A 26,317-nucleotide genomic window follows, 5' to 3' on the forward strand; every position below is an offset into this window, starting at 1 on the left:
CGACTGCGTCAGCGTCAGCGTCAGTACGCGGAGTTGACGTTGTCGATGGAGCCGTACCGGTGGGCGGCGTAGTTGGCGGCAGCGGTGATGTTGGCCACCGGGTCGGTGACGCTGTGGGCGGTGCCGGCCACGTGGTACGCGTTGAAGGTGGGGTCGATGACCTGCAGCAGGCCCTTGGAGGGGGTGCCCTTCTTGGCGTTGACGTCCCAGTTGTTCTGCGCGCTCGGGTTGCCGCCGGACTCGCGCATGATGTTGCGCTTGAGGCCCTCGTAGCTGCCCGGGATGCCCTTGGCCTTCATGATCTGCAGGGACTGCTTGATCCAGCCGTCGAGGTTGTTGGCGGAGCCGGTCCGCTGGGAGGTGGTGTGGCTGCTGCTGGAGGAGGCCGTGACCGAGGTGTGCGCCTGCGTCATTTCGGCGGCCTGCGCGTTGGCCGGCATCAGGGTGAGGGCGGCGGCCGCGGCACCGGTGGTGGCGAGGCCGGCGAGGCCGATGGTGCGCAGACGGGCGATGCGGGTGCGGGGGGTCATGGTCATGTGAAGGAAACTCTCCGGTGGGGGACGGCGTCGGCGCCGCCGCTGTGGCGGCGGCGTGGGGGCGGAGCCCCGTGCTGCCGGCGGGAGTGGGCGGGACCGGCGGGGATCCGCTCGGTCCGTCGCTGTCTCCCGGCGACGACAGCAATGGTTAGCGGCGCTCGGAGCGGTCCGCAACGATGTGACGCACTACCCGACTTCGTACTAGATAGGTGAAATGCCCGATATATGGCTCTTATGGCCACTTCAGGGCGCTCTGTCACTACGACCGCGCATAGGATGTGATGTGGCTCCTATGGGGGGTGTCACGCCCCGAGGGCCTCCGCGGGCCGGAAACACACCGTCCGCGGGCATCGCATGGGACGGCGCCGCCGTTCTCTCTGGTAGGTCTGTTACCTCTGGTGCCTCAGAACCCTCTGGCGCCTTCGTCGTCTGTGTTGGGGAGTCCGACATGACCACACCCCGGGACCTGTTCCTGGTCACCGTGTACGACGCCGCAGCCCGGCCCGTCGAGCAGGGCGACCTCTCGCTGGCGCTGGCGGGAGCCGAGCTGGTCGATCTCATCGAGGCCGGGGCGGCCACGCTCGACGGCGACCTCATCGTGCCCGCCGCGGCGGGCGGGGCGGATGACCGGCTCCTCGACGAGGCGGAGGCGGCGCTGCGGCGCCAGACGCCGTACGAGTCGGTCGAGGACTGGCTGTGGCGGCGGGGGCGCGGCCTGGGCGCGGCGTATCTCGAGGCCCTGGAGGCCGACGGCACGGTCACCCAGCAGCGGCGGCGCTGGCTGCCGCTGCCCACCGGGCGGACGGAACCGGCCGACTCGCCCGAGCGGGTCCGCGCGCACGAGCGGTGGACGTCCGGTGAGCCCGTGCTGGCCGCTCTCGCGGCCGCCGTGGGGATCCCGGACGGCGCGGCGAAGGACCTCACGGGTGCGGCTCCCGAGGCGACCGTGACGGTGGTGGCCGCAGTGCACGACGCCGTGACCGAACTCGCCGCGGTCCGGCAGCGCCGGGAGATCGAGGACGCGGCCTTCGACAACGTGTGGCGCGGCCTGTGACGGTCGCCGCCCGCGGCTGACCCGCCTGCTCCCGCCATCTGCCGGGTTCCGGCCCAGCTCCGGGCGACCGCCTCTCCGCGCGGCCGCCGGAGGGCGGCCGGCCCGCTCTCACTTGAGGCCGCTGAGCATGACGCCCCTGATGTAGTACTTCTGCAGCAGCAGGAAGAGGACCAGCACCGGCAGGACGCTGAGCACCAGGCCGGCCATGACGATGGGCAGCGTGCGGGTCGGATCGACGTAGTCCTGGAGGAACTGGATGCCGACGGGCAGGGTCATGACGGCCGGGTTGGCGGTCGAGACGAGCAGCGCCCAGATGTACTCGTTCCAGGCGTCGACGAAGGTGAGCAGGCCGAGGGTGACCAGGACCGGCTTGGTCTGCGGGACGACGATCCGCCACCACACGGCGAACTCGCCGCAGCCGTCGATGCGCGCCGCCTCCAGGACCTCGTCCGGGATCGACACCATGAACTGGCGGGTCAGGAAGATCCCGAAGCTGCTGACGAGGAACGGCATGGCGAGGGCCACGATGCTGACGGTCAGTCCCGCGCCGCCGCGCCCGAGCAGGTCGTTGCCGCCCGCCAGCGGCCAGTGCACCAGGATCAGGAAGTGCGGGACGAAGAAGAGGAACGGCGGGAACATCATCGTCGACAGCACCAGCCGGAAGACCAGGTCCCGGCCGGGGAACCGGAGTTTGGCGAGCGCGTAGCCCGCCAGCGACGACGTGAGCAGCACCGAACCGGTGATCGTGCCCGTGGCGACCACGCTGTTGCGGAAGAGCACCGGCAGATCGAGCTGGTCGATCGCCGCCCGGTAGTTGGACAGGTCGAACGCCCTGGGCAGGAACCGGTACGGCAGCGTGCCCGCCTCGTCCGGTCCCTTGAACGACGTCATCAGCATGTCGGCGAACGGCACCACCGTGAGCACCGCGCCGGTGACCACCAGCAGATACGACAGCCACGGGAAACGGCGGCGGATCACGCGTCCTCCCCCTTGCGCCTGAAGAGCCACAGCTGCACCAGCGTGACCGCGAGGACCACCGTGAACAGCACGAAGGCGGCGGCGCTCGCGGTGCCCCAGTCGCCGTAGGAGAAGGCCTGCCAGTACATCTCCAGCGCGGCCACGTCGGTCGCGTCCCCCGGTCCGCCCCTGGTCATCACGATGATCAGCGCGAAGGACTGCAGACCGGTGAGGAACTGGGTGACGCACACGAACAGCAGGGACGGCCGCAGCAGCGGCAGCGTGATCCGCCAGAACACGGTCGCCGGCCCCGCGCCGTCGAGCGCGGCGGCCTCGTAGTAGGTCTCGGGGATGGACTTCAGCCCGGCGGTCAGGACGAGGATCGCCGAGCCGACGGAGGCCCAGGCCTGCACGACCACGACCGCGGGCAGCGCGGTGTCCGGATCCTGGAGGAAGGCCACCGAACCGAGTCCGGCGGCGTTGAGGACGCCGTTGACGAGGCCGCCCGGCTGGTACATGTACTTCCAGACGTTGCCGACGGCGACGACGGTGGTGACGATCGGCAGGAAGTACAGGGTGCGCCACAGCCCCTGGAAGCGCAGCTTGTCGATGCAGGTGGCGACGAGCACCGACCCGGCGAGCGAGAGGGCCACCGTGCCCACGGCGAAGAGCAGCGTGTTGGTGAGGACCGGCGTCAGGAACCTGGCGCCGTCGGCGAACAGGCCGGCGAAGTTGTCCAGGCCCACCGGGTCGATGTCGCCGAGGTCGAACCCGGCCCAGCGGGACGTCGACAGCAGCAGCGCGAAGCCGAGCGGCAGGGCGAGGAAGACGGCGTAGAACAGCAGGGCCGGCGCGAGGAAGAGGTACGCGGCGACGACCTGGCGGCGCCGGTGCCGGACGCGGGCGCGGCCGCCGGGAGCGGCGGAGCTCTCGCGCGCCGCCCGTTCGGTGGGCTCCGGGGCCAGGGTGGCGTTCACCATGACCGTGACACCTCCTGGTCGACTTGGCGGCGGATGGAGCGCAGGGCGTCGTCGACCGTCTGCTGTCCGCTCCACAGGGCCTCGATGTTGGTGCGCAGCAGCGACTTGGCCTGCTGTGCGCCCGGCACGTTCGGTTCCGGCACGGCGTACGCCAGCGCGTCCAGGAAGGGGTGCAGATTGGGGTCGCCGCTCGTGCCGAGGAGCGCGCGCATGTCGTCGGCACGGCCCGTGAGGGAGCCGACCGACGCCTGCAGAGCGCTCATCCGGGTGGCGCCGCGCACCTTCTCGGTGTTGAGCCAGCGCAGGAACTCCCAGGCCTGCCGGGGGTGCCGGCTGGCGGTGTTGACGCCGAGCATGAAGCCGGTGGAGAGCGTGGCGCGCCTGCCGTCCGCCTCGGGAAGGGGCACGGGAGCCACGCCGACCTCCCGGTAGGCCGCGCCCATCAGCGCCTTCAGGTTCGTCGTCCACCAGCCGGCGCTGATCACCATGGCCACCTGCCCGGAGGCGAACGCCTGGTAGACGTTGACGCCCGGGGCGCTCGCGCCCTTGTCGACGAGGCGGCGCTCCAGCTCCAGCACGGCGCGGCCGGCCGGCGAGTCGATGGCGGTGCGCCTGCCGTCCGCCGAGACGAACCGCCCCCCGGCGGCGTTGAGCAGGGCGAGGGTCTGGCCGACGGTCGTGGAGTCGTCGAAGGCCGACAGGCCGAACCCCTGGACCAGGGTGTTGCCGTACCGGTCCCGCCGGGCGGTGCGGTACGCAATCTCCTCCAGCTCGGGCCAGGTGCGCGGCGGGCCGTCGACCCCGGCCTCGCGCAGCAGCCGCCGGTTGTAGTAGAGGGCGTACGTCTGCGTCTCGGTGGGGTAGCCGTAGACCCTGCCCGCCACCGACGCGGCGCCGACGGCGGCCGCCCCGTACCCGCGGCCGATCTCCTCGGCGAGCTCGGGCGGCGCGGGCCGCAGCACTCCGGCGCGGACCAGCTGGCCGTTCCACAGGCAGTACGGGTGCAGGATGTCCGTGCCCTGGCCCGCGGCCTGGCGGACCATGAGGGTGGTCAGCAGGTCGGTGAACTCGACGGCCTTCGTCCGCACCTTGACCCGGTCGTGCAGGGCGTTCCACTCGTCCACCGGCCCCTGCAGGGCCTTCTTGAGTTCGCCGCTCGCGTAGTGGGAGAGCAGGGTGAGCACGATCGGGTCGCCGGGCCGTCCGGTGCCGCGGTGCGGGGCGGCGCAGCCGGCGGTGAGCAGCGCCGAGGAGAGCCCGACGGCGAAGCGACGCCGGCTCAGGGACGGTGTCACCGGGCGGTCTCCCGGCGCAGCACCCGGAACACCCGGGTCGTGGTGAAGCCGCTCTTGCGGTACAGGTGACCCGCCGGGGACTGCGCCCCGGTCCACAGGAACCACGCGGCGTGCGCGCGCAGTGCCCGCATCCGCTCCAGGACGAGGTGCAGCAGGATCTCGCCGAGTCCGGTGCCGCGCGCCTCCTCCAGCACGCCGATCGGGCCGAACCGTTCGTCCACCGAGTCGAACGCGCCGTGCATCGCCCAGCCGACCATGCGGTCACCGGGGTCGCGGGCCACGACGATCCGGTCGAGCGGGGTGCCCGCGGTCAGGGCCGCGCGGATCGTGCATGCCCAGTCCGGCCCGAAGTGGCCCTGGGCGAGGGCGAGGAGGTCCACCAGGTCGTCGTCGGTCGGGGTGCCGAACCGGTAGCCCCGTGCGGTCAGCCGGTCCACCCGGAGCGCGATGTCGTCCGGGAGCCGGTAGCCGACCAGGACGCGGTCCATCGCCACCGCCTCGTAGAGGGTCCGGAAGCCGAGGGAGTCGAGAAGGCCCGCCGCCTCCGGGTAGGCCTCGGCGTCCAGGCCGGGGAAGACGTAGTTCGGGGTGTACGAGGAGAAGTCCACCCGGGTGCGGCCGTGGCCGTGCAGCCAGTCGAGGGCCTCGGTCAGCAGCCGGCGGCCGAGGCCGCGTCCGCGGGCGTCCGGGTGGACGAAGAAGAACGGGATCCAGCCCTGCTCGGGCTCCAGGTCGGTGCCGGCCATCGGGGTGAGCCTGCGCACCGCGTAGGCGGCGCCGACGACCCGGTCACCCTCGACGGCGACCCGGAGCCCCTCCGGGTCGAAGTTGGGGTCGAGCAGCACCAGGGAGCGGAAGCGGTCGGGGGTGACGGGGTCGGCCGGCGCGCTCTGCCGCCACGCCGCCACGACCCGCGGTCCGTCGCCGGCGCGAAAGCCGCGGACAGCGGCCTGCGCCGTCGTCGTGAGAGTCGTGAGATCGGTCATCGACGGGGGTCCTTCCGAGCGATACGGCGGGTGTCGTTGGGCGACGGCGGGTACAGGGAGGGGCGACGGCGGGTGAGCGCGGTGCGCGGTGCGGCTCAGGGGTAGAGCAGGGCGTCGTCACCGGCCCAGCGGCCGGGCGGGGACGGCGGGCCGCACAGGGGCAGCGGGTCCTCGCCCGCGTCGACGGCGCGCCGCAGCCGGTCGGATCCCCACAGCAGGTCGACGAAGTACCGGTGGCCGGTGCCCTCGGCGCCGCCGTCCACCGTGTGCCAGGCGAAGTCGTCCGGGTGGAGCCGCCGCAGTGTGGCGAGCATCGCGACGGCGGTGCGCACGGGTGCGAACGCCGCGCGGTCGGTGACGTGGAGCTGGACCCCGCGCAGCTGCCGTCCGGCGTGCTTGTGGAAGGCCGGTACGAACCGAAGGTCGCGGAAGTGCACGCCGGGCAGGGAGAGTTCGGCGAGGGCGGGGGCGAACCGGGCGTCGAGGTAAGGGGCGCCGACGATCTCGAACGGCTGGGTGGTGCCCCGGCCCTCCGAGAGGTTGGTGCCCTCGAAGAGGCAGGTTCCGGGGTACACGGTGGCGGTGGCGGCGGTCGGGATGTTGGGCGAGGGCGCGATCCAGGGCAGACCGGTGGCGGCGGCGTCCATGGCGCGCCGCCAGCCGAGGATCTCGATCACCGTCAGGTCGGCCGCGCGGCCGGCCGCGCGGGGCACGGCCGAGGCGTTGAGGTACCGGGCGAGCTCGCCGCTGGTGAGGCCGTGCCGCAGGGGGACCGGGGCGCGTCCGACGAAGCTGGCCCAGGCCGGTTCGAGCAGCGGGCCCTCGCTGACGAGCCCGCCCAGCGGGTTGGGCCGGTCGGCGACCACGAACCGGATGCCGGTGCGGGCGGCCGAGACCATCAGGTCGAACATGGTCCACACGTAGGTGTAGCAGCGGGCGCCGATGTCCTGGAGGTCGTGGACCAGGGCGTCGACGCCGCTGTCGATCAGGAGCTTGTCCAGTCCGTCGCCGTCGCGGCGGTAGGTGTCGTGAACCGGCAGGCCGGTGCCGGGGTCGGTCCGGGCGTCCTCGCTCTCGCCGGCCTGGCCGGTGCCGTGCAGCCCGTGTTCGGGGCCGAAGAGGGCGACCAGGGGCGCGCCGGCTGCAAGCAGCGCGGGTGCGGCCGGACGCAGGCCGGGCAGCACGCCGGTGTGGTTGGTCACCAGCCCGAAGCGGCCGGGCCCGGCGAGTCCGGGTGCCGCGTGCAGCCGTGCGATCCCGGGCGTCACCGCGACGCGGTCGTCCGTGCTCATCCCCTGCCCCGTCCCGCCGGTGACACCTCTCACAAACGATGGCCCGGAATGTACCCTTTTCTCCGCTGACTCCGGCGATGAATCGCCGACGGCCCGGACTGCCGCCGCCGACGGCGGTCCGGGGCCGCCGGCGAAACAGCGGCGGGAGCGGTCGTCCGGGGTACCCGTGCCCCGAGGGTGTGACGCCGTCGCTCCCGTCGACGCCCCTGCCGGTCAGGGGCGTCGGACGAGGCATGGGTCTCAGCGACATCCCTTCCTTCGCCCGGCTGTCCGGCGCCTGCCTGGCGGACGCCCCCGCCTGCGTGAGCACGATTCCGGCCGGGCACCGGCGGCCCCACCACCGTCCTCCGTCCGGCGGACCGCGACGGTCGGGCTGTCGGCGCTCACCGTCGCGGTCGCAGGTGAGGCTCGTATGCGCCTCCTGACCGCCGGCCGGTCCGGCCGCCACGACACGCCGACGGATGTCGCCCGGACGTGGGACGTTTCCGTGTCGCACGGGCGTATCGGCGTGGTGACGGTGTGTGATGGCGCCGGGCTTCGGTCCTTTCCGCGGCCCCTTGTCACCGTTGTCACTGTTCACGAAGGAACTCATGATGCGCCTGCTCCGTCCGCTCGCCGTCGCTCTCGGCGGGCTCGCCCTCACCGTCATCACCATGGGACCGGCGGCCGCCGCCGACGGGACGTTCGTCTGGGTGGGACCGAAGGGCAAGGCGTACGCCATCCAGAACCCGCCGGACCGCAAGTGCCTCGACATGGCGCAGGAGGCACGCGGGCCGCAGAACGCCACGAAGAAGGCGCTCGTCGTCTACAGCAGGCCGAAGTGCAAGGGCACCACGCACCGGGTGGCCCCCGGCCACTCGGCGTCCCGCAACGTCCACTTCGCCAGCGTGGTCTTCAACCCCCGCTGAGAAGGCGCCTCGCGGCGCGGCCCTGGCGCGGCCCGAGCGCCAGGGCCGCGCCGCGCACGGGCGCCGTCGGCGATCGGCGGACGCGTGGCGCGGACCGGCGCGCGTCAGCGGACGCCGTCGTCCGATCGGGGGAGGTCCGATGCGCCGGCCGCCGGTACCGGCGGCCGTTCGTGGCGTCACAGCGGGGCGCGCGCGACCACCATGACGTAGGCCCCGAACAGCAGCGAGACCGCGGCGAGGGCGCCGACGACGAGGACGGTCTGGGCGGGGTGTGTCCGCCGGCCGCCGGCCAGGGCGCGGGCCAGCGGGATCAGGAGGGGGAAGGCGGGGAGGAGGAAGCGGGGCTTGGAGGAGAAGGAGCCCGAGCCGCCCACGACCACCAGGACCAGGACACCCGCGAAGACCACCAGGGCCAGTGGGGCCCGGTCCAGGCACAGCAGGCAGAAGAGCAGGACCCCGGCGGCCACGAGCACCAGGTCCGCCGCGTAGACGAAGGCGCCGCCGTGCAGGAGCAGGCTTCTGAGGAACCTCAGCGAGCCCGCCCCGAAGTCGAAGCGGGAGTTCCAGGCGTGCTGCACCTGGAAGTAGCCGTGCAGCAGGTCGCCGGTGCGCTGCCCGACCCACAGGACGTAGCCGAGCCAGCCGAGCGGGGCGAGCAGGCAGCCTGCCCACAGGGCGAGCGGGACCCGGCCACGCCGTCGTACCGCGTCGTGCGCGCCCGCGGCCAGGACGGCGGCCGCGACCGCGAAGCCGGTGGGGCGGGACAGCCCGGCGAGCGAGGCCAGCGAGCCTGCCCACAGCCAGCGGCCCTTGAGGACGCAGTACAGGGACCAGGCCGCGAGGGCGGAGAAGAGGGACTCCGTGTAGGCGATGGTGAGTTCGACCGACTGGGGCAGTACGGCCCACAGGGCGACGAGCGCGGCGGCGACGGCTGGGCCGTACAGGTGGTGGCCGATGCGGTGGATGCCCCAGGCGGCGACGACGGCGGCGGTCCCGGAGACGACCAGTGCGGCCCTGCCGGGGGTGAGGGGCAGGACGGTGGTCAGGGCGCGGATGAGCCCGGGGTACAGCGGGAAGAACGCCCAGTCGGCCTGGACCGCTCCCCTGCGGGTGATGTCGATGAGGTCGCCGTAGCCGTGGCCGGCGATGTGCAGGTACCAGCGCGCGTCCCAGGCATGGGCCAGGTTCTTGACCAGGGGACGCCCCAGGGCGTGGTTCGCCGCCGCGACGGCGGCGACTCCGGCGAGCCGGACGGCCGCGAACAGGACGAGGGCGGGCACCAGGCCGGACGAGGAGCGGCGGACGGGTCCCGGGCGGGCGGGACCGGACTGCGCGGCGGACTCGGGCCGCGGGACGGAGGAGGTGCTCACACTCCGACCTTCGGCAGCGTCCCGCGACGGCGCAACGCGACACGGAACCTTCTCACGGTCTTCGGCACGGGTTCAGACCCCGGCGATCCGCATCACACCCGGACCCCCTTGATCGATCATTCACCGGCCGGTTTACCATATGAGCGCCACCCAGCTCGATCGAGAGATTCAGGTCTGTGACTGTCAACGACGACTCGTTCACCAACTGGAAGAACCGCGAGGAGATCGCGGAGTCGATGATCCCGCTCATCGGGAAGCTGCACCGGGAGCGGGACGTGACGGTCCTCCTCCACAGCCGCTCCCTGGTGAACAAGTCGGTGGTCAGCATCCTCAAGACCCACCGCTTCGCCCGCCAGATCGACGGGGCCGAGCTCTCGGTCACCGAGACGATGCCGTTCCTGCGGGCGCTCACCGCGCTCGACCTCGGCCCGTCCCAGATCGACATCGGCATGCTCGCGGCCACCCACAAGAGTGACGACCGCGGTCTGTCCGTCGAGGAGTTCACCGCGGAGGCGGTCGCCGGGGCCACCGGCGCCAACAAGATCGACCGCCGGGAGCCGCGGGACGTCGTCCTGTACGGCTTCGGCCGGATCGGCCGGCTGGTCGCCCGGCTGCTCGTCGAGAAGGCCGGCTCGGGCAACGGGCTCCGGCTGCGGGCCATCGTGGTGCGGGGCACGGGTGGCGAGGACATCGTCAAGCGCGCCTCGCTGCTGCGCCGCGACTCCATCCACGGCCAGTTCCAGGGCACCATCACGGTGGACGAGGAGACCAGCACGATCCTCGCCAACGGCAACGAGATCAAGGTGATCTACGCCGACGACCCGAGCGCCGTGGACTACACGGAGTACGGCATCCGGGACGCGATCCTCATCGACAACACGGGCAAGTGGCGGGACCGCGAGGGCCTGTCGAAGCACCTGCGGCCGGGCATCGAGAAGGTCGTGCTGACCGCGCCGGGCAAGGGCGACGTCCCGAACATCGTGCACGGCGTCAACCACGACACGATCAAGCCGGACGAGCAGATCCTGTCCTGCGCCTCCTGCACCACGAACGCGATCGTGCCGCCGCTGAAGGCGATGGCCGACGAGTACGGGGTGCTGCGCGGGCACGTGGAGACCGTGCACTCGTTCACCAACGACCAGAACCTGCTCGACAACTACCACAGGTCCGAGCGCCGCGGCCGGTCCGCGCCGCTCAACATGGTCATCACCGAGACGGGCGCCGCCTCCGCCGTGGCGAAGGCGCTGCCGGACCTCAAGGCCCGGATCACCGGCAGCTCCATCCGGGTCCCGGTGCCGGACGTGTCGATCGCGATCCTCAACCTCCAGCTGGCCCGCGAGGCCTCCCGCGAGGAGGTCCTCGACCACCTCCGCGAGGTGTCGCTGACCTCCCCGCTGAAGCGACAGATCGACTTCATCACCGCGCCGGACGCGGTCTCCAGCGACTTCATCGGCTCGCGCCACGCGTCGATCGTCGACGCCGGCGCGCTGAAGGTGGAGGGCGACAACGCGATCCTCTACCTCTGGTACGACAACGAGTTCGGCTACTCCTGCCAGGTGGTCCGGGTCGTCCAGCACGTCTCCGGCGTCGAGTACCCGACGTTCCCGGCCACGGCGGTCTGACACCGCCGGCGCCCCGGGCAGCCCGGCCCCCTGCACCGCGGGGAGCCGGGCTGTCCGCGCTCTTGACGCGATCACGGCACGATGGCAGCTTTTTATCGATACAAAAGGCGCCGCCGCGTACCACCTTGCGAACAGCGTTCGTGATATCGAACGTCCCTCACCTCCGGCTTCCTGGACAGGAGTTCCCGCGTGCCCACCGCCACCGCGATCATCAACCTCGACATCGAGGGCCCGACGATCAGCCGTCACCTCTACGGCCACTTCGCCGAGCACCTGGGCCGCTGCGTCTACGGCGGCTTCTGGGTCGGCGAGGACTCCCCGCTCCCCCACGTGGGCGGCATCCGGCTCGACGTCGTCGAGGCGCTGCGGGCGCTCGACATCCCCAACCTGCGCTGGCCGGGCGGCTGTTTCGCCGACGAGTACCACTGGCGGGACGGCATCGGCCCGCGCGAGCAGCGTCCCCGGATGGTCAACACGCACTGGGGCAATGTCGAGGAGAACAACCACTTCGGCACCCACGAGTTCATGGCCCTGTGCGAACTCCTCGGCGCGGAGCCCTACATCAGCGGCAACGTGGGCTCGGGCACCGTCCGCGAGATGAGCGAGTGGGTGGAGTACCTCACCCGGGACGGCGACAGCCCCATGGTGCGGCTGCGCAAGGAGAACGGCCGCGAGCAGCCCTGGCGGGTGAAGTACTGGGGCATCGGCAACGAGACGTGGGGATGCGGCGGCAACATGCGCGCCGAGTACTCCGCCGACCTGGCCCGCCAGTACGCCACCTACTGCCGCGACCACGGGGACAACAAGCTCTACCGGATCGCCTCGGGCGCCTCCGACGCCGACTACAAGTGGACCGAGACCCTGATGCAGCAGATCAGCTGCTTCGGCTGCGAGGCCACCCCGAAGACCTTCTTCCAGGGCGTCTCCGTCCACTACTACACCCTCTCCGGCCCCTGGGAGGCGAAGGGCAGCGCCACGGAGTTCGACGCCGAGGACCACTACCGCACGATGCTGTCGGCCCGCCGCATCGACCGCATCCTCACCGGTCACTCCACGGTGATGGACGTCTACGACCCGGGGCGCACGGTCGGCCTGGTCCTGGACGAGTGGGGCACCTGGTGGGACGTGGAGCCCGGTACCAACCCCGGCTTCCTCTTCCAGCAGAACACCCTGCGCGACGCGCTGGTGGCGAGCACCCACTTCGACATCTTCCACAGGCACGCGGCCCGCCTGCACATGGCCAACATCGCCCAGACCGTCAACGTCCTGCAGGCCATGCTCCTCACCGACGGCGACGCCCTGGTCCTGACCCCGACCTACCACGTCTTCGAGATGAACAAGGGCCACCAGGACGCCACCTCGCTCCCCGTGCACCTGCGCGGCGAGGGCACCCGGCGCCGGGTCGGCGACACGGAGCTGGAGACGGTGTCCGCATCGGCCAGCGTCAAGGACGGCACCGTCCTGATCTCACTGAGCAACCTGGACGCCGAGGAACCCACCGAGATCACCCTCGACCTGCGCGGCGGCGCCCTCGGCGAGCCGGCCGCCCGGATCCTGACCGCCGACAAGCTCCAGGCCCACAACACCCCCGAGGCGTCGGCCGCCGTCTCCCCCCGGGCCTTCGACGGCGTGTCCGTGACCACGGGCGGCCTGCGGCTCACCCTGCCGCCCCACTCGTTCGTCACCGTCCAGGCTCCGCTGACCCAGTGCTGATCCGCAGGAGTGCGCACATGACCCGACCCGCGCGTCCGCTGCCCGCCCGGCGTCTGCGGCCGCCCATGGGCTGGAACAGCTGGGACTGCTACGGCACCACCGTCACCGAGGAAGAGGTCCTCGCCAACGCGGAGTTCATGCGCGAGCACCTGCTCCCGCACGGCTGGGACACCGTCGTCGTCGACATCCAGTGGTACGAACCCACCGCCCGCGCCCACGGCTACAACCCCGACGCACCGCTCGTGCTCGACGCGCACGGCCGCCAGCTCCCCGCACCCAACAGGTTCCCCTCCGCCGCCGGCGGGGCGGGGTTCGGGCCGTTGGCCGCCCGGGTGCACGCCATGGGCCTGCGGTTCGGGCTGCACATCATGCGGGGCATCCCGCGGCGCGCGGTCGAGGCCCGGCTGCCCGTCCTCGGAACGGAGTTCACCGCCGCGGAGGTGGCCGACACCGACTCCGTGTGCCCGTGGAACTCCGACAACTACGGCCTGGACCACGACCATCCCGGCGCCCAGGCCTACTACGACGCCCAGGTCGCCCAGTTCGCCGCCTGGGGAGTGGACTTCGTCAAGGCCGACGACATGCTCTTCCCGTACCACGAGCGGGAGATCGCCGCCTACGCGCGGGCCGTCGAACGCAGTGGGCGGCCCATCGAGCTGAGCCTCTCCCCCGGCACCGACATGTCCCTCGCCCGCCTGGACCACCTGCGGGAGAACGCCACCATGTGGCGGGTCTGCGACGACCTGTGGGACCGCTGGGAGGACGTCGAGGCGCAGTTCGCGCGGATGGCCCGCTGGGCCCCCTGGCAGGGCGAGCGGGGCTGGGCGGACGCCGACATGCTGCCGCTCGGCCACATCGGGATCCGCGCCGAGCGCGGGGCGGACCGCCAGTCCGCCCTCACCGCTCCCGAGCAGGTCAGCCTCCTCACCCTCTGGCTGATCTCCCGCTCCCCGCTCATGATGGGCGGCGACCTGCCCACCTCGCCGCCGGAGACCATCGCGCTGCTCACCAACGACGAGGCGCTCGACGTGCTCTGGCACAGCACCGGGAACCGGGAGGTGCTGCGGGAGCGGGACCTGGTGCTGTGGACCGCGCGGGACACCGACGGGCCCACCCGGTACGCGGCGGTGTTCTCGCTGGCCGGCGAGGAACGGCGCTTCGAGGTCCCGCTGGGGTCGATCGGAGCCACCTCCCGCGACCGGGTCCGCGAGCTGTGGACCCGCGCCGACACCGCTCACGACGGCGAGCGGCTGTCCGTCGTGCTGCCCGCCCACGGTGCCGCGCTCTATCGTCTTGCCGAGGACAGCCGGCGGGAGTGACTGTGGCGACGATCCAGGACGTGGCGAAGGCCGCCGGGGTGTCGGCGATGACCGTCTCCAACGTGATCAACGGGCACCCCCACGTCCGCCCGGTCACCCGGGAGCGTGTCCTGGCGGCGATGGACCGGCTCGGCTACCGGGTCAACGTGGCCGCCCGCAATCTGCGCAAGGGCCGCACCGGCACCATCGGGCTGGCCGTCCCCGAGATCAACCGCCCCTACTACGGCCGGCTGGCCGCCTCGATCATCGCGGCGGCCGCCCGGCACGGTCTCCGGGTGAGCATCGAGCAGACCGGCGCCCGCCGCGAGAACGAGCTGGCGGCCCTCGCGCTGTCCCGCAACCGGCTCTACGACGGGCTCATCCTCAGCACGGTCGGCATGGGCCCGGCCGATGTCGGCGCGCTCGACGTCGACCATCCGGTGGTCATCCTCGGCGAGCGCATCTTCGGCGGGCCGGTCGACCATGTCGCCATGCCGAACGAGGCCGCCTCAGAGGCCGCGACCCGCCATCTCGTCGAGCGGGGCTGCCGGCGCATCGCCATCGTGTGCGGGCGGCTGGACGGTGACGTCGACGTGTCGAGCCTGCGCCATGCCGGGTACCGGCGGGCACTCACGGCGGCGGGGCTGCCGGCGGGCCCGGAACTGGTGGTGACCGCCGCGGCCCTCACCATGCCGGAGGCCGCCCGCGGCATCCGGGAGCGGCTCGCGGACGGCCCCGGGTTCGACGGGGTGTTCTGTGTGACGGACACGGTGGCGATGGGCGTGCTGCGCGCCCTCGCCGACGCCGGGGTCCGGGTCCCGGACCAGGTCAAGGTGATCGGCTTCGACAACGTCGACGAGAGCGCGTACCTCGTGCCCTCCCTGTCCACTGTCGACCCGGACCACGACCTGATGGCCGACCGTGCGGTCGCGCTGCTGGCGGCCCGCATCGACCGGGGCGGCCCGGGTCCGGAGCGGGAGGAGTTCGCCGGTCCGTTCCGGCTGGTGGTGCGGGAGTCCTCGGGCGGCTGACTGATCCGCGGCGCCGGCACGCCGTCAGACCAGGTGGGCGAAGACCACCAAATTCTCGGTGTAGTCCCTGGCCTCGTGGTCGTAGTCGCCGGCGCAGGTGATCAGGCGTACCTCGGGGCGGCGGGTGTCCGCGTAGACGCGGTCGCTGGGGAAGTCGTCCTTGGCGAAGGTGTCGGCCTCGTCGACCACGAAGTTCGCGTCCGTGCCGTCGGCCCGGCTCACCGTGAAGCGGTCGCCGCGCTCCAGTTCGTCCAGGCGGACGAAGACCGCGGGCCCCGTCGTGGTGTCGACGTGGCCCGCGATGATCGCGGTCCCCGCCTCGCCGGGCGCCGCGCCCCTGGAGTACCAGCCGACGAGGTTGGTGTTGCCGGCCGGCGGGGGGTCGAGCCGGCCGCTGGAGTTCATGGTGAGGACGGTGAAGGGGGCGTCGACGGCGATCTTGGGGATGAGCAGGCGGGTGGGCGCGGACCGGGACAGTGCCTCGCCGGAACGGCGCGGGTCGGCCGAGGGCGCTGCGTCCGTGCCCTCCGGCCTGCCGGTGCCGGTGGACGCGGAGCCGGCCGGGTGTCCGCCGAGCAGCGCCACGGCCAGGAGCACGACGGCGACGCCCCACACGGGCAGCAGTCCGCCGCGCGGAGGGCCGGCGGGGCCGCTCCGGTCGTCCTGGCCGTCGTGATCGTCGGGGTTCGGGGTGGGGCCAGCTGCCATCGGAGGTCACCTTTCTGGGGCACGGCAGCGGGAGGGCGGGACACAGGGGTCGCGGCGCCGTCGGCGTGTGGAGCGCCGACGGCACCGCGGCCTCCGCAGGCGTGGGCCCATCAGGACACGGGCCCGGTGACTCTCCTGCGCCGCAGCGCGTAGGCACCGGCGGCCGCCACGCCGAGGACGGCCAGCCCGCCGGTGGTGACGCCGGGGGTGGCGAGGCCGCCGCCCCCGGTGTGCATACCGCCGTGCGGCCGGTCGCTGTCCTCGTCGGAGCCCCACGACGAGCCGCCCTCGTCCTTCCCCTTGCCCCCCTGGTCCTGCTTGCCCCCTTGGTCTTGCTTGCCTCCCTGGCCGCCCTTGCCTCCCTGGTCGTCCTGGCCCTGGTAGCTCTGAGGGTCGAACCTGCTGTCGCTGCTGCTGTAGGAGGAGTCGTCACGGCCTCCGTCGTCCCGTTCCGCCGCCGCGGCCTGGGCCGCGGGAGCGGAGAACGCGAGGGCCGCGGTGGCGGCCGTCGTCGCGAGGATCATGCGGGCAGAACGCATCTCGATGTCCTTCCGCCGCGGCCGGGCGCCGATACTCCATCAGCTGTAACGACCCGGCCCCGACATGAACCACCGTCAGCCACCCGTGCGGCGCGCACCATCCAGGCCGCCCATCCGTGGTGACGACACGCCCAACACCGCCCGGCTGGGTCAACGCCCCGGGCCCGCACGCCGCCATTCGGGCGGTCGTGGGCCCGTCGTCGGCGTGTCGCCGCATGACGGGTGCCCCGCGGTGTCAGTAGCCGACGTGGAAGGTGGCGTCGGCCTGGTCGGTGCTCGTGGCGATGGGGTCGATGCGCAGCACGTAGTCGGAGTGGCGGATGTAGCGGGTCGGGTAGTTGTACGAGCGGAACGAGGACCAGGAGGGGTCGGCGAGACCGGCCGTCCGGTAGAACGTGGCGTCCTGGGCGAACGAGGTGGTGCCGTCGTTCTCGTCGAGCCGCAGCTGGTAGTCGTAGTGGCGCAGATAACGGGTCGGGTAGTTCACCGACCGGAAGGACACGCCGCCGCTGTCGGCGAGACCGGGCACCAGCGTCCACATGCCGTCGGTGTACGGGTCGAAGGCGTACGGGTCGATCCGGCCGACGAAGTTGCTGTGCCGGACGTATCTGGCCGGGTAGTTGTAGGACTTCAGCCGGTTCCAGGCGGGGGTGCCCCAGGCGGCGACGAGGTTGGCGTACTCGGTCGCGGTGATGGGCTGGATGCCGCAGTGCTTGGAGTTGAGCGGCTGGGTGTAGGTCTTCTGGTCCAGGGCGGTCCAGGTGCCGGCGGACAGATCAGTGGTCTGCCAGGCGTAGAAGACGCCGTTGGGGTCCCAGGTGTCGCCCCAGAGGTACCAGGTGGAGCTGGAGGTGAGGGACTTGACCAGCTCCGGGGCCTCGGTGCCGTTGTGCGAGACGGCTGTGGAGAACTCGGTGAAACTGCCGGGGTCCAGCGAACCGGAGCGGGCGCCGACGAGGGTGGAGTTCTTCTTGAAGTACAGGTAGTTGACGCCGTTGACACCGACCGCGAGGTCGCCGTCGATGACGTCGTAACCGGGGTCGAAGAAGACCTGGGGGGCGCCGGCGGTGACGAAGTCGCCGGTGTAGTTGATCATGATGACGTTGTGGCCGCTGCTGTTGACCGCGGAGTAGATGACGCCGTACGTGCCGCGTCCCGCGTCCCAGAAGGCCTCGGGCGCCCAGGCGTGGGTGTCCATGTCGTGCAGCTTCATGCGCCGGTAGCCGGTGAAGGTGCGCAGGTCGGTGGAGTCCCACACGTGGATGTACTGGCTGACGTAGCTCCAGTCGGTGCCGTAGAGGTCGGTGGCGAGGACCACGAAGGTGCCGTCCTGCTTGCGCAGGATGAACGGGTCGCGCAGGCCGAGGGAGCCCGCGGTGGGGGTGGCGACGGGGTCGTTCTGGTTGAGCGGGGTCCACTGGAGGCCGTCGGTGCTGACCGCAAGGTGCAGGCCGTAGTTGGCGGCGAGCATGTTCGGGGACTCCGTGAAGTAGCACATCACGTAGGCCGAGTCGGTGGCGGCCACGGCGGACCCGGCACCGAGTGCGAGGGCACCGGTGGCGGCGAGGGGGACGGTCGCGGCCGCACCGAGGAAGCGACGGCGGGACAGGGGGGTGCCGTTCATGTGCGCTCCAGACGAGGGGGGATGTCCGGGATTTCGGACGCGGTTCGGAAAACCGATCAGAAACTAGAGGGGCGCGTGGGGCGCGTCAATGCTTGCGCAACAAGGGAGTTACTGGGAATTAGCTGTGCGCACCGGAGCCGGAGGACCGCGGGCGTAGGCGTGTACGCGGCCGCGGGCGTAGGCGTGTACGCGGCCGCGGGCGCTTCGCGGTCGGCGCTCCCCCGGCCCCTGATCACGCTCGCCCGTACGCTGGTGGGCATGGTCGGCCACGGCGAGAGTCCGGGTGCGGTGGCCGCCCGGCTCACCGGGCGGCCGGTCTCCGGTGTGCGGACGCGGTCGGGCGGCCTGGCGGAGGTGACGCTCGCGGGCGGCCCGGCGGCCATGGTCAAGCACGGCGACGGCCCCGGGGCGGTGCGGGCCGAGGTCGCCGGGCTGCGCTGGCTGGCCGCCGCCCGTGCGGTGCCGGTGCCCGAGGTGCTCGGGCACGACGAGGAGTGGCTGGTGACCGGACTGGTGCCCACCGGGCGGCCGGACGCCGGCGCGGCGACGCGCTTCGGGCGGGCGTTGGCCGCCCTGCACGCGGCCGGCGCCCCGGCCTTCGGGGCCGCCCCGCCGGACGGGCCGCGCGACGCCCGGATCGGTCCCGCCCCGATGCGCAACGAGCCCGGCGACGACTGGCCGCACTGGTACGCCGAGCACCGGGTGCTGCCGTACCTGCGCGCAGCCGTCGACAGGGGGACTCTGCGACCGGGTGAGGCCGTCGTGGTCGAGCGGGTCTGCGAGCGGCTGCCGGCCCTCGCGGGGCCGCCCGAGCCGCCCGCCCGGCTGCACGGTGACCTGTGGAACGGCAACGTCCTGTGGGGCGCCGACGGCCGGGTCCATCTGATCGACCCGGCCGCGCACGGCGGGCACCGGGAGACCGACCTGGCGATGCTCCACCTGTTCGGCTGCCCGTATCTGGACCACGTCGTGCGGAGTTATCACGAGGTGGCACCACCGGCCGACGGGTGGGCGGAGCGGATCGGTCTGCACCAGTTGTTCCCGCTGCTGGTGCATGCGGTGCTGTTCGGACGGAGCTATGCCGAACAGGCTTTGGAGACATCACGGAATTACGCGGACATGTGACGCCGTCAGACGCGCGACGGGAATGTGAAATCGGCCACGTGCCGGAGTGATGTGCCGTTTCTCCCTTAACAAGCTCTTAATTCGGGCTGAGATTACGCAGAGTAAGGAAACCAACCACGCGTTCGAATCGTATAAGTGCATGGAAGAACGAAACAGGGAGAGACCATGCAACCGTTCGCGCTCAACTACGCACGGCCCGCAGTGCAGTTGGACGTCACCACTCCGTACGCGTATGACTCCGGACTGCAGTTGAACGTTCTCCACGATGGCCGGATCGCAGCCACCGATCACGCAACGCTCAGAGCGCTGGGGACCACGACCTCCACCGCGGGCTCCAAGACGCACTTCGACGACTGATCGCGGACCCACACGATGACCGTGCTCATCCTGACCAGTGACGAGGACGTCACGGCGGACATGGTGGTCCTCCGGCTGCACCAGGCCGGCGTGCCCGTCGTCCGCCTCGATCCCGCCGATCTGACCAGGGGTGTGGCCCTGTCGGGCGAGTATGTGCAGGGCGCCAGCCGCGGGCATCTGTCCGTGAACGGACGCCTGGTGAGCATGGACGGCCTGCGCTCCATCTGGGTGCGCAGGCCCGGGGCGGCAGCCGCCCGGGCCGCGCAGCCGTCGGCCTGGCTGACCGAGGAGTCCGAACAGGCGCTGTACGGCATGCTGCGCGGGACCGAGGCGCGTTGGATGAACCATCCGGACGCGGCCCGCCAGGCCCGCCACAAGCCGTGGCAGCTGCGGCTGGCGCAGCGCAGCGGGCTGGCCGTGCCCGCGACGCTGATCACCACGTTCCCGCAGGCGGCCCGCGAGTTCGCGGAACGGTTCCCGGACCTCGTGGTCAAGCCGGTGTCGGGGGCGCATCCGCAGGAGCCGCCGCGGGCGGTGCCCACCAGCCGGGTGGCGCCGGACACCGACTTCGCGGCGGTGGCGTTCGGCCCCACGCTGCTGCAGCGCCGGGTCGCCAAGCGGGCCGACATCCGGCTGACGGCGGTCGGCGAGCGGCTGCTGGCCGCTCGCAAGCCGGTGAGCCCGGACGCCCACCCCGACGACGTGGACGTCCGGTTCGCGCCGTCCGGCTCCCCCTGGCAGGAGGCGGAGGTGCCGCCGCGCGTCGCCGAGGCCGTCCACCGGTACCTGAAGGACGCCCGACTCGCCTACGGCGCCTTCGACTTCGCGGAGGACGCGGACGGGATCTGGTGGTTCCTGGAGTGCAACCAGTCGGGGCAGTTCGGGTTCGTCGAGATGGACACCGGTCAGCCGATCGCCGAGGCCATCGCCGGATGGCTGGCGCACGGCACCGACCGGTGCCGGTCGTACGCCGGCGGAGGGCGGAGTGCGACGCCTTGACGGGCTGGGCGAGGATGTGGAGCCGGTACGGAGAAAGGACCGCGAGATGCGCATCGGACTGCTGGGCACCGGGCCCTGGGCGCGGGCGGCGTACGCCCCCGCGCTGGCGGGGCACGGTTCGCTGGACTTCGTCGGGGTGTGGGGCCGCCGCCCCGAGGCCGCGGCGGCACTGGCCGGGGAGTTCGGCGTCCGGGCCTACGACGACGTGGACGCGCTGTTCGACGCGGTGGACGCGGTGGCCGTGGCGCTGCCCCCGGTGGTCCAGGCGGACCTGGCGGTGCGGGCCGCGGCGGCCGGCCGGCATCTGCTGCTGGACAAGCCGCTGGCCCTCGATGCGGCCGAGGGACGGGCGGTGGTGGAGGCGGCCGAGCGGGCGCGGGTCGCCTCGGTGGTGTTCTTCACCACCCGGTTCCAGCGGGAACCGGAGGCGTGGATCGGCGAACAGGCCGCTGTCACGGGGTGGTTCACGGCACGTGCGCACTGGCTGGGTTCCCTGTTCGCCGGTGCGGGCCCGGCCGTCGACTCGCCGTGGCGGCGGGAGAAGGGCGCGCTGTGGGACGTGGGTCCGCACGCCCTGTCCGTGCTGCTGCCGGTCCTGGGCGACGTACGGCGGGTGGCGGCTGCCGTCCACGGCTCCGCGGACACCGTCCATCTCGTCCTCGACCACACCGGCGGGGCGTCGAGCACGGTGACGCTCAGCCTCACCGCTCCCCCGGCGGCGGCCGGGGCCGACGTGGAGCTGCGGGGCGAGGCGGGGGTGACGCTCCTGCCGAGGGGTACGGAAGGAGCGGTCCCGGCCCTGACCCGGGCCGCCGACGCCCTGCTCACGGCCGTGCGCACGGGCCGGCCGCACCCCTGCGACGCGGCCTTCGCCCTGCGGGTCACCGAGATCCTCGCGGAGGCGGAGACCCTGCTCGGCAAGGACGTCGGCTAGCCGAAGGTCACCCGGCGCCGACAGCGGCCGCCGCCCAGAAGTTCAGCCGCTCCCGGACGACCGGGTAGCCGGCCCGGGCGAAGTGCGCGGCCATGGGGAAGTTCCCCTGGTCGGTGGCGGCGGCGATGAACTCGGCGCCCTGTTCGGCGAGGAGGTGCGTGCACTCCACGAGGAGGTCGTAGGCGTAGCCGTGCCCGCGCTGCTCGGGAAGGACGCCGATGAACCCGACGCAGGGTCCTCCCGGGTTGCGCCCGGGGACGTGGATGCCGACCGGCTCGCCGTCGGGCGTGCGGCCGATCTGCCACCACTCCCGGGGCGAGGGCATCCAGTGGAAGAAGTCCAGCTCCTCCTGGGCCGCCTGGTCCACCCCGCCCTGCTCGATGGCGCGGCGGGCGTGGGCGTCCAGGGTGACGGAGTGGATGCGGCGCAGCGCGTCGAAGAACACCCCGTCGTCGGGTTCGGCGGTGAAGACGAGGCGGCCGGGCCGCTCGGGCAGGCCGCACTCGGGGGTCCAGCGGTAGTTGTAGCGCTCCACCAGCAGGTCGAAGCCCGCCTTGCGGGCGGCGGCGAAGCGGGTCTCGGCTGCGGCGCGCAGGGCGGGGTGGTCCCGCCAGCCCGTCGGCAGGTCGACTTCCAGTTCCTCGACCTGCCAGGGCGCGCCGCGCAGCAGCGCGGCGCCGGCCTCCTCCTCGCCCTCGGCCACGTCGAACCAGTTGATCACGAGCGGTTCGGCGGCCCCCGGGGCGCCCCACCAGGCGGCTCGGGCGATCACGCGTCCCTCGCGCAGGGCGACGCGCCGCCAGTCGGGGCGGAACGAGGTGTGCCGGTGCCTCTCCCGCAGGCGCAGCGGGTCGGGCAGGGCGTCGAAGAGGTGGGCGGTGCTGTCGTCGAGCGTGCGGATGACCGGATCGGTCACGGATTCCTCCGGGATGCGTGCTGCGGGGAGCGCTCCCGGGTCAGCTCTGACCTGTCACGCCCGGGAAACGGGGAGGGAGCGCGGGATGGGTGTCTTGCTCATCGCACTCGCCTCCTTCCGCCGGCCTCGGACGTGCGGTCCTACCGTAATGACCCGGCAGGGAGGCGTCCACCGGTTTTCCGCACGCGGGTTTTCAAGATCGAGACAGGTGCGGTGGCCGGACACGGGCGTAGCTTAGGGATGTGACTTCGGTGCGCGGCTGGTCGTCGCGTGGCTACGGGGACGGTCGTGGCTGGTTGCAGGGTGCGCCGCCGCCACGCTGGGTCCGGGTGCTGCCCCTCGCCCTGCTCGGGCTGGTGACGGCGGCGACGCTGATCAGCCCCGACGGCCACGACTTCGGTTTCCTGCTCGGGGCGATCCCGCCGCTGGCCGTGCTCTCCTACGGCCCGCTGGCCACGGCAGTGCTCAGCTGCCTGGTGGTGCTGCTGCTCAATGTGCCCGCCACCCACCTGAACCTGCCCGGCGACACCGACCTCCTCACCGTCACGTTCGTGGCGCTGCTGAGTGTGTTCGTCTCCTATGTGCGCAGTCACCGGGACGCCCAGCTGCTCACCGAGCGGGCGGTGGGCGAGGCGGTGCAGCGGGCCGTGCTGCCGCCGCTGCCCGAGCGGGTGGGCGCCGTGGGGTGCGCGGGGCTGTACCGGGCGGCGCAGCACGGAACGCTGGTCGGCGGTGACTTCTTCGAAGTGCGCGACGGCCCCTACGGGGTCCGGGCGGTGATGGGGGACGTACGGGGGCACGGGCTGGCCGCCGTCGCCACGGTGGTGTCGCTGCTCGGCGCGTTCCGGGAGGCGGTTCTCGACCTGGCGGACCTGGAGTCCGTGGCGGCGCGGATGGACCGGAGGCTGACGGTGGACTCGGCCGGCGCACCGAACACGGAGCTGTTCGCCACGGCCCTGCTGCTGGAGTTCTCCGCCGACCTGCGGTCGGTGCGGATCGTGGCCTGCGGTCATCCGGCGCCGGTGCTGCTGCGGGACGGCCGGGCCCAGGAACTGGCCGTCGCCTCCGGGGCGCCGCTGGGCCTGGGGCTGGTGGGGGCGGAGCCGGCGAAGGAGGTCACGGTGGAGCTGGGGTCGCGCGACCGGCTGTTCCTGGCCTCGGACGGGGTCTGGGAGGCGCGGGACGGGGCCGGGGGCTTCTATCCGCTCCCTGAGCGGCTAGCCGGGTTCGCCGGGGTGGACGCGGCGACGCTGACCGAACTGGTGTGGGCGGACCTGACCCGGCACTACGAGGTACGGGACGACGCCACCATGCTCGTCCTGACACCGGCCATCGGCTGAGCCGCCCGCCGGAGCTCCGGGCGGCCGCTCAGCCCACCTCCCACAGGAACCGGTGGGTGTGGATGCCGAAGTACGGGAACGGCCGGACCTCGCGTACCCCCTCGATCGGCCGGACCGCGTCGTTGACGAAGTCGAGCAGGTCCTTGGGACCGGGCGTGACCACCTCGGCGAAGAGGTCGAAGCCGCCCGAGGTGAACACGGAGTACACCACCTCGGGGTGTCCGGCGAGCGCGTCGGCGACCGCCCTGGGGTCGCCGTCCACGCCGATGCCGAGCAGTGCCATCGCCTGGCCGCCCATGGCCATCGGGTCGGTGACGCCGACGACCTGCACGGCCCGCGAGTCCAGGAGCCGTTGCAGCCGCTGCCGGGCCGCGGAGGCGGAGAGCCCGACCTTCGGGCCCAGGTCGGCGTAGGCGATGCGGCCGTCGGCCTGGAGCTCGCGCAGGATGGCCCGGTCGATGTCGTCCATGTGCACCGTGTTCCCTTCCGTTCCCCGGTCCTCAGCCGGCCAGTTCGACCAGGGCGGCGCGGAACACCTCGGTGTGGGTGTCGACGTCAGGCTCGGTGGTGTCGGGGCACATCAGGGCCATGTTGTGGAACGGGGTGAGGAGGATGCCCCGGTTGGCGAGGTAGAGGTGGAGGAAGTCCTCCAGCTCGGGGTCGCCGACGGCCTCGGACTCGGTGCCGTTGCGCGGCGCCGGGGCGGCGAACCGGTACTCGGTGCGGGCGCCGAGGCGGCTGACCGACCAGGGCAGGCCGTGCGCCTCGACCGCGTCCCGGACGCCGGTCTCGAAGCGCGCCGAGAGCCGCGCCATGCGGTCGAAGGCCTCGTCGGTGAGCACGTGCTCCAGGGTGGCGCGGGTCGCCGCCACCGAGAGCGCGTTGCCGGCCAGGGTGCCGCCGACCCCGCCCATGTCCACCAGGTCGAGGTCGTCGCGGGCCAGGAGCCGCTCGGCGAGGTCGGCGGAGAGGCCGTAGGCGCCGGCCGGGATGCCCCCGCCGATGGCCTTGCCGATGGTCAGCAGGTCCGGCTCCAGGTCCCAGGCGGCGGTGCAGCCGCCCGGTCCCGCCGAGAAGGTGTGCGTCTCGTCGTTGATGAGCAGCGTGCCGTACTGCCTGGTGAGGGCGCGCACCCCGGCCAGGTAGCCCGGCTCGGGCAGCACGATGCCGATGTTGGTGAGGGCGGGTTCCATGAGGACGGCCGCCACGTCGCCGTGGGCGAGTTCGCGCTCCAGCTGGTCCAGGTCGTTGAACTCGGCCACCCGGCTGGTCAGGGTGACGTCGCAGGGCGCGCCGACGTTGCCGGGGCGGGGCGCTCCCTTGCCGTCCGGGCCGACGACGATGAGGGACTCGTCGACGCTGCCGTGGTAGCTGTAACTGTTCACCAGGATCTTCGGGCGTCCGGTGACGGCGCGGGCGAGCCGGATCGCCCACCGGTTGGCGTCCGTCGCGGTGAGCGAGAAGCTCCAGCGGGCGAGCCCGAAGCGGCGGGTCAGCTCGGCGCCCACCCACTCCGCGTCCTCCGTCGGCAGCATCGCGGTGGCTCCGCCCAGCTCGGCGAACCGGAGCCGCACCGCCTCGGTCACGGCGGCCGGCGAGTGACCGGCCATCGCCCCCGTGTCGCCGAGGCAGAAGTCGATGTACGTGTGCCCGTCGACGTCGGTGACCCGGGCGCCGCGCGCGGTCGCCAGGTACCGGGGGAAGGCTCCCGCCGTCTTGTTCATCCAGGTCATCGGGACCCGGCCGAAGAGGTGGCCTGCCCCGGCGTACGCGGCCCGGGAGCGGGGGTTGCGCCGTTCGGCCTCGGCGCTCTCGCGGGCCATGAGGGCGTGCAGTCGGGTGCGGTCCATGAAGTACCCCTGATCGGGAGCGGAGACGACGGAATGACGGGAGCGTACGACCGAAACGACTGGTGCTTCAAGATCTGACGCATGAATCGAGTGCCACGACACATGTTTCGAGCGTCGCCTGGCGCCGCGAGCCTTCCGCCGGAGCCGTGCGGGAGCGGCGGACGAGCTGAGGGGAGTCCGCGGTTCCGCACACATGTCGAACCGGTGCACGGTGTTCGCACAAACACCCTCAAACGCCAGGGTCCGCCACCCCTTCCGCCAGTTAGAAATATCTACCAACATGCATATGCCGGGTTGGCCTGCGGTGGCGCCGAATGCCCGGTGTCGGTCGTTCCCTGCGCTGTGAACAGGTGAGCGGAGATATCCCGGAGCGGTGCATGACGAACACGGTGTGGATGCAGGGCGTGGAATGGCTCGCGGCGGCCTCGGCGGACCCCCGGACGTGCAAGTGGGAGTGGGATCACGGGGAGGGCGTGTCCCTGCTGGAGGCGGGCCGCTTCTGGGATGTGCTGAGCGTGCCGGACCGGCTCGGTCTGCTCACGCTGGACCTGCTGTGGCGGCCGTCCCTGCCGGTGCCCGGACCGACCCTCGTGGACACCGCGGCGCGCCGGGTCGGTTTCTTCCTGCCGCCCGATCCGTCCGGCGGCTGGATCGGGGCCGGACTGCGGTACACGACCAAGGGGGCGTGGGTCGCCGTACCGCCGCCGTACAGGCCCGCGCGCTTCCTGGAGTGGCTCGTGCCGCCCGACGGCAGTGGCGCGCTGCACACGCCGGCCACGCTGGAACTGGCGCTGCGCGAGGCCAACGGCACGCTGGCGGTGCTCCGGCCGGTGTGCGAGGAGCAGTGAGGCCGGCGCCGTGCGCACTCTCGCGACGTCACGGC

General features: G+C 72.4%; 25 protein-coding genes. 12 read left to right on the forward strand and 13 right to left on the reverse strand.

The features are described 5' to 3' along the window. Nucleotides 1-20 precede the first annotated feature (20 nt). Nucleotides 21-536: a transglycosylase SLT domain-containing protein gene (locus AB0M11_RS09240; protein WP_365703054.1), complete on the reverse strand. Its 516-nt coding sequence runs from the start codon at nucleotides 534-536 to the stop codon at nucleotides 21-23. A gap of 448 nt (nucleotides 537-984) precedes the next feature. On the opposite strand from AB0M11_RS09240, the gene AB0M11_RS09245 reads away from it, so the two are divergent. After that, nucleotides 985-1,590 carry a GPP34 family phosphoprotein gene (locus AB0M11_RS09245; RefSeq protein ID WP_365703056.1) on the forward strand — a complete coding sequence of 202 codons (606 nt, stop codon included), beginning with the start codon at nucleotides 985-987 and terminating at the stop codon, nucleotides 1,588-1,590. 108 nt (nucleotides 1,591-1,698) lie between these two features. Here the strand turns inward: AB0M11_RS09245 and AB0M11_RS09250 are convergent, their stop codons facing one another. The 5 genes from AB0M11_RS09250 to AB0M11_RS09270 form a co-directional block, all read right to left on the reverse strand. Continuing rightward, nucleotides 1,699-2,568 (reverse strand): carbohydrate ABC transporter permease, encoded by an 870-nt coding sequence (locus AB0M11_RS09250; RefSeq protein WP_365703058.1) that lies wholly within the window; start codon nucleotides 2,566-2,568, stop codon nucleotides 1,699-1,701. Then, complete coding sequence (locus tag AB0M11_RS09255; RefSeq protein WP_365703060.1) at nucleotides 2,565-3,527, reverse strand: sugar ABC transporter permease; 963 nt, start codon at nucleotides 3,525-3,527, stop codon at nucleotides 2,565-2,567. Before AB0M11_RS09255 ends, AB0M11_RS09250 begins: the two co-directional genes overlap by 4 nt. Further along, nucleotides 3,521-4,822: an ABC transporter substrate-binding protein gene (locus AB0M11_RS09260; RefSeq protein WP_365703062.1), complete on the reverse strand. Its 1,302-nt coding sequence runs from the start codon at nucleotides 4,820-4,822 to the stop codon at nucleotides 3,521-3,523. The genes AB0M11_RS09255 and AB0M11_RS09260 overlap by 7 nt, the downstream gene beginning before the upstream one ends. Next, nucleotides 4,819-5,808: a GNAT family N-acetyltransferase gene (locus AB0M11_RS09265; RefSeq protein WP_365703064.1), complete on the reverse strand. Its 990-nt coding sequence runs from the start codon at nucleotides 5,806-5,808 to the stop codon at nucleotides 4,819-4,821. Before AB0M11_RS09265 ends, AB0M11_RS09260 begins: the two co-directional genes overlap by 4 nt. A gap of 95 nt (nucleotides 5,809-5,903) precedes the next feature. Next, a complete protein-coding gene (locus AB0M11_RS09270; RefSeq protein WP_365703066.1) occupies nucleotides 5,904-7,100 on the reverse strand; it encodes a DUF1343 domain-containing protein in 1,197 nt (398 codons plus the stop codon). 590 nt (nucleotides 7,101-7,690) lie between these two features. On the opposite strand from AB0M11_RS09270, the gene AB0M11_RS09275 reads away from it, so the two are divergent. Then, the gene (locus AB0M11_RS09275) at nucleotides 7,691-8,008 is read left to right on the forward strand and encodes a hypothetical protein (RefSeq protein WP_365703068.1); all 318 of its coding nucleotides are present in this window, start codon (nucleotides 7,691-7,693) and stop codon (nucleotides 8,006-8,008) included. A 176-nt stretch (nucleotides 8,009-8,184) separates the two neighbouring features. Here AB0M11_RS09275 and AB0M11_RS09280 read toward each other — a convergent pair whose 3' ends face one another. Then, nucleotides 8,185-9,378: a hypothetical protein gene (locus AB0M11_RS09280; RefSeq protein WP_365703070.1), complete on the reverse strand. Its 1,194-nt coding sequence runs from the start codon at nucleotides 9,376-9,378 to the stop codon at nucleotides 8,185-8,187. Between the two features lie 176 nt (nucleotides 9,379-9,554). On the opposite strand from AB0M11_RS09280, the gene AB0M11_RS09285 reads away from it, so the two are divergent. The 4 genes from AB0M11_RS09285 to AB0M11_RS09300 all read left to right on the forward strand — a co-directional run bounded on the left by AB0M11_RS09285 (nucleotide 9,555) and on the right by AB0M11_RS09300 (nucleotide 15,042). Continuing rightward, complete coding sequence (locus AB0M11_RS09285; protein WP_365703072.1) at nucleotides 9,555-11,000, forward strand: glyceraldehyde-3-phosphate dehydrogenase; 1,446 nt, start codon at nucleotides 9,555-9,557, stop codon at nucleotides 10,998-11,000. Nucleotides 11,001-11,189: 189 nt separating this feature from the next. Continuing rightward, complete coding sequence (locus tag AB0M11_RS09290; protein WP_365703074.1) at nucleotides 11,190-12,713, forward strand: alpha-L-arabinofuranosidase C-terminal domain-containing protein; 1,524 nt, start codon at nucleotides 11,190-11,192, stop codon at nucleotides 12,711-12,713. A 17-nt stretch (nucleotides 12,714-12,730) separates the two neighbouring features. After that, nucleotides 12,731-14,032: a glycoside hydrolase family 27 protein gene (locus AB0M11_RS09295; protein ID WP_365703076.1), complete on the forward strand. Its 1,302-nt coding sequence runs from the start codon at nucleotides 12,731-12,733 to the stop codon at nucleotides 14,030-14,032. Between the two features lie 2 nt (nucleotides 14,033-14,034). Continuing rightward, nucleotides 14,035-15,042: a LacI family DNA-binding transcriptional regulator gene (locus AB0M11_RS09300; protein ID WP_365703078.1), complete on the forward strand. Its 1,008-nt coding sequence runs from the start codon at nucleotides 14,035-14,037 to the stop codon at nucleotides 15,040-15,042. A 24-nt stretch (nucleotides 15,043-15,066) separates the two neighbouring features. Here AB0M11_RS09300 and AB0M11_RS09305 read toward each other — a convergent pair whose 3' ends face one another. The 3 genes from AB0M11_RS09305 to AB0M11_RS09315 all read right to left on the reverse strand — a co-directional run bounded on the left by AB0M11_RS09305 (nucleotide 15,067) and on the right by AB0M11_RS09315 (nucleotide 17,913). Then, on the reverse strand, nucleotides 15,067-15,750 hold the full coding sequence (locus tag AB0M11_RS09305; RefSeq protein ID WP_365703080.1) for a class F sortase: 684 nt from the start codon (nucleotides 15,748-15,750) through the stop codon (nucleotides 15,067-15,069). A gap of 110 nt (nucleotides 15,751-15,860) precedes the next feature. Then, the gene (locus tag AB0M11_RS09310; RefSeq protein ID WP_365703082.1) at nucleotides 15,861-16,289 is read right to left on the reverse strand and encodes a hypothetical protein; all 429 of its coding nucleotides are present in this window, start codon (nucleotides 16,287-16,289) and stop codon (nucleotides 15,861-15,863) included. Nucleotides 16,290-16,524: 235 nt separating this feature from the next. Next, nucleotides 16,525-17,913, reverse strand: coding sequence for a glycoside hydrolase family 43 protein (locus AB0M11_RS09315; protein ID WP_365703084.1), 1,389 nt, complete (start codon nucleotides 17,911-17,913; stop codon nucleotides 16,525-16,527). Between the two features lie 258 nt (nucleotides 17,914-18,171). Here AB0M11_RS09315 and AB0M11_RS09320 point away from each other — a divergent pair, with 258 nt between their 5' ends. The 4 genes from AB0M11_RS09320 (at nucleotide 18,172) to AB0M11_RS09335 (ending at nucleotide 21,328) form a co-directional block, all read left to right on the forward strand. Next, the gene (locus AB0M11_RS09320; protein WP_365703125.1) at nucleotides 18,172-19,038 is read left to right on the forward strand and encodes a fructosamine kinase family protein; all 867 of its coding nucleotides are present in this window, start codon (nucleotides 18,172-18,174) and stop codon (nucleotides 19,036-19,038) included. Nucleotides 19,039-19,203: 165 nt separating this feature from the next. Then, nucleotides 19,204-19,395 carry a putative ATP-grasp-modified RiPP gene (gene tgmA, locus AB0M11_RS09325; protein ID WP_089102565.1) on the forward strand — a complete coding sequence of 64 codons (192 nt, stop codon included), beginning with the start codon at nucleotides 19,204-19,206 and terminating at the stop codon, nucleotides 19,393-19,395. Nucleotides 19,396-19,410: 15 nt separating this feature from the next. Beyond that, nucleotides 19,411-20,394, forward strand: coding sequence for an ATP-grasp ribosomal peptide maturase (gene tgmB / locus AB0M11_RS09330; protein ID WP_365703086.1), 984 nt, complete (start codon nucleotides 19,411-19,413; stop codon nucleotides 20,392-20,394). Between the two features lie 46 nt (nucleotides 20,395-20,440). Further along, nucleotides 20,441-21,328, forward strand: a complete 888-nt coding sequence (locus AB0M11_RS09335) for a Gfo/Idh/MocA family oxidoreductase (protein WP_365703088.1) — start codon at nucleotides 20,441-20,443, stop codon at nucleotides 21,326-21,328. A gap of 7 nt (nucleotides 21,329-21,335) precedes the next feature. Here AB0M11_RS09335 and AB0M11_RS09340 read toward each other — a convergent pair whose 3' ends face one another. Further along, complete coding sequence (locus AB0M11_RS09340; protein WP_365703090.1) at nucleotides 21,336-22,244, reverse strand: GNAT family N-acetyltransferase; 909 nt, start codon at nucleotides 22,242-22,244, stop codon at nucleotides 21,336-21,338. A gap of 242 nt (nucleotides 22,245-22,486) precedes the next feature. Between AB0M11_RS09340 and AB0M11_RS09345 the strand changes: the two genes are divergently transcribed. After that, nucleotides 22,487-23,584 (forward strand): PP2C family protein-serine/threonine phosphatase, encoded by a 1,098-nt coding sequence (locus tag AB0M11_RS09345; RefSeq protein WP_365703092.1) that lies wholly within the window; start codon nucleotides 22,487-22,489, stop codon nucleotides 23,582-23,584. A gap of 28 nt (nucleotides 23,585-23,612) precedes the next feature. On the opposite strand, the gene AB0M11_RS09350 is transcribed toward AB0M11_RS09345, so the two are convergent. Then, entirely contained in the window at nucleotides 23,613-24,053 is a 441-nt protein-coding gene (locus AB0M11_RS09350; protein ID WP_365703094.1) for an Lrp/AsnC family transcriptional regulator, read from the reverse strand. Nucleotides 24,054-24,084: 31 nt separating this feature from the next. After that, entirely contained in the window at nucleotides 24,085-25,434 is a 1,350-nt protein-coding gene (locus AB0M11_RS09355) for a transaminase (protein WP_365703096.1), read from the reverse strand. A gap of 377 nt (nucleotides 25,435-25,811) precedes the next feature. Here AB0M11_RS09355 and AB0M11_RS09360 point away from each other — a divergent pair, with 377 nt between their 5' ends. After that, complete coding sequence (locus AB0M11_RS09360; protein WP_365703097.1) at nucleotides 25,812-26,282, forward strand: hypothetical protein; 471 nt, start codon at nucleotides 25,812-25,814, stop codon at nucleotides 26,280-26,282. Nucleotides 26,283-26,317: the final 35 nt, after the last annotated feature.

It is taken from the genome of Streptomyces sp. NPDC051987, assembly GCF_040680735.1.
Taxonomy (GTDB): domain Bacteria; phylum Actinomycetota; class Actinomycetes; order Streptomycetales; family Streptomycetaceae; genus Streptomyces.

Excerpts from the sequence above, each read along its gene's own strand:
- AB0M11_RS09240 (WP_365703054.1), bottom strand. The coding sequence starts at position 536 with ATGACCATGACCCCCCGCACCCGCATCGCCCGTCTGCGCACCATCGGC.
- AB0M11_RS09245 (WP_365703056.1), top strand. The coding sequence starts at position 985 with ATGACCACACCCCGGGACCTGTTCCTGGTCACCGTGTACGACGCCGCA.
- AB0M11_RS09255 (WP_365703060.1), bottom strand. The coding sequence starts at position 3,527 with ATGGTGAACGCCACCCTGGCCCCGGAGCCCACCGAACGGGCGGCGCGC.
- AB0M11_RS09265 (WP_365703064.1), bottom strand. The coding sequence starts at position 5,808 with ATGACCGATCTCACGACTCTCACGACGACGGCGCAGGCCGCTGTCCGC.
- AB0M11_RS09270 (WP_365703066.1), bottom strand. The coding sequence starts at position 7,100 with ATGAGCACGGACGACCGCGTCGCGGTGACGCCCGGGATCGCACGGCTG.
- AB0M11_RS09275 (WP_365703068.1), top strand. The coding sequence starts at position 7,691 with ATGATGCGCCTGCTCCGTCCGCTCGCCGTCGCTCTCGGCGGGCTCGCC.
- AB0M11_RS09295 (WP_365703076.1), top strand. The coding sequence starts at position 12,731 with ATGACCCGACCCGCGCGTCCGCTGCCCGCCCGGCGTCTGCGGCCGCCC.
- AB0M11_RS09305 (WP_365703080.1), bottom strand. The coding sequence starts at position 15,750 with ATGGCAGCTGGCCCCACCCCGAACCCCGACGATCACGACGGCCAGGAC.
- AB0M11_RS09310 (WP_365703082.1), bottom strand. The coding sequence starts at position 16,289 with ATGCGTTCTGCCCGCATGATCCTCGCGACGACGGCCGCCACCGCGGCC.
- AB0M11_RS09315 (WP_365703084.1), bottom strand. The coding sequence starts at position 17,913 with ATGAACGGCACCCCCCTGTCCCGCCGTCGCTTCCTCGGTGCGGCCGCG.
- AB0M11_RS09320 (WP_365703125.1), top strand. The coding sequence starts at position 18,172 with ATGGTCGGCCACGGCGAGAGTCCGGGTGCGGTGGCCGCCCGGCTCACC.
- tgmA (WP_089102565.1), top strand. The coding sequence starts at position 19,204 with ATGCAACCGTTCGCGCTCAACTACGCACGGCCCGCAGTGCAGTTGGAC.
- tgmB (WP_365703086.1), top strand. The coding sequence starts at position 19,411 with ATGACCGTGCTCATCCTGACCAGTGACGAGGACGTCACGGCGGACATG.
- AB0M11_RS09335 (WP_365703088.1), top strand. The coding sequence starts at position 20,441 with ATGCGCATCGGACTGCTGGGCACCGGGCCCTGGGCGCGGGCGGCGTAC.
- AB0M11_RS09350 (WP_365703094.1), bottom strand. The coding sequence starts at position 24,053 with ATGGACGACATCGACCGGGCCATCCTGCGCGAGCTCCAGGCCGACGGC.
- AB0M11_RS09355 (WP_365703096.1), bottom strand. The coding sequence starts at position 25,434 with ATGGACCGCACCCGACTGCACGCCCTCATGGCCCGCGAGAGCGCCGAG.
- AB0M11_RS09360 (WP_365703097.1), top strand. The coding sequence starts at position 25,812 with ATGACGAACACGGTGTGGATGCAGGGCGTGGAATGGCTCGCGGCGGCC.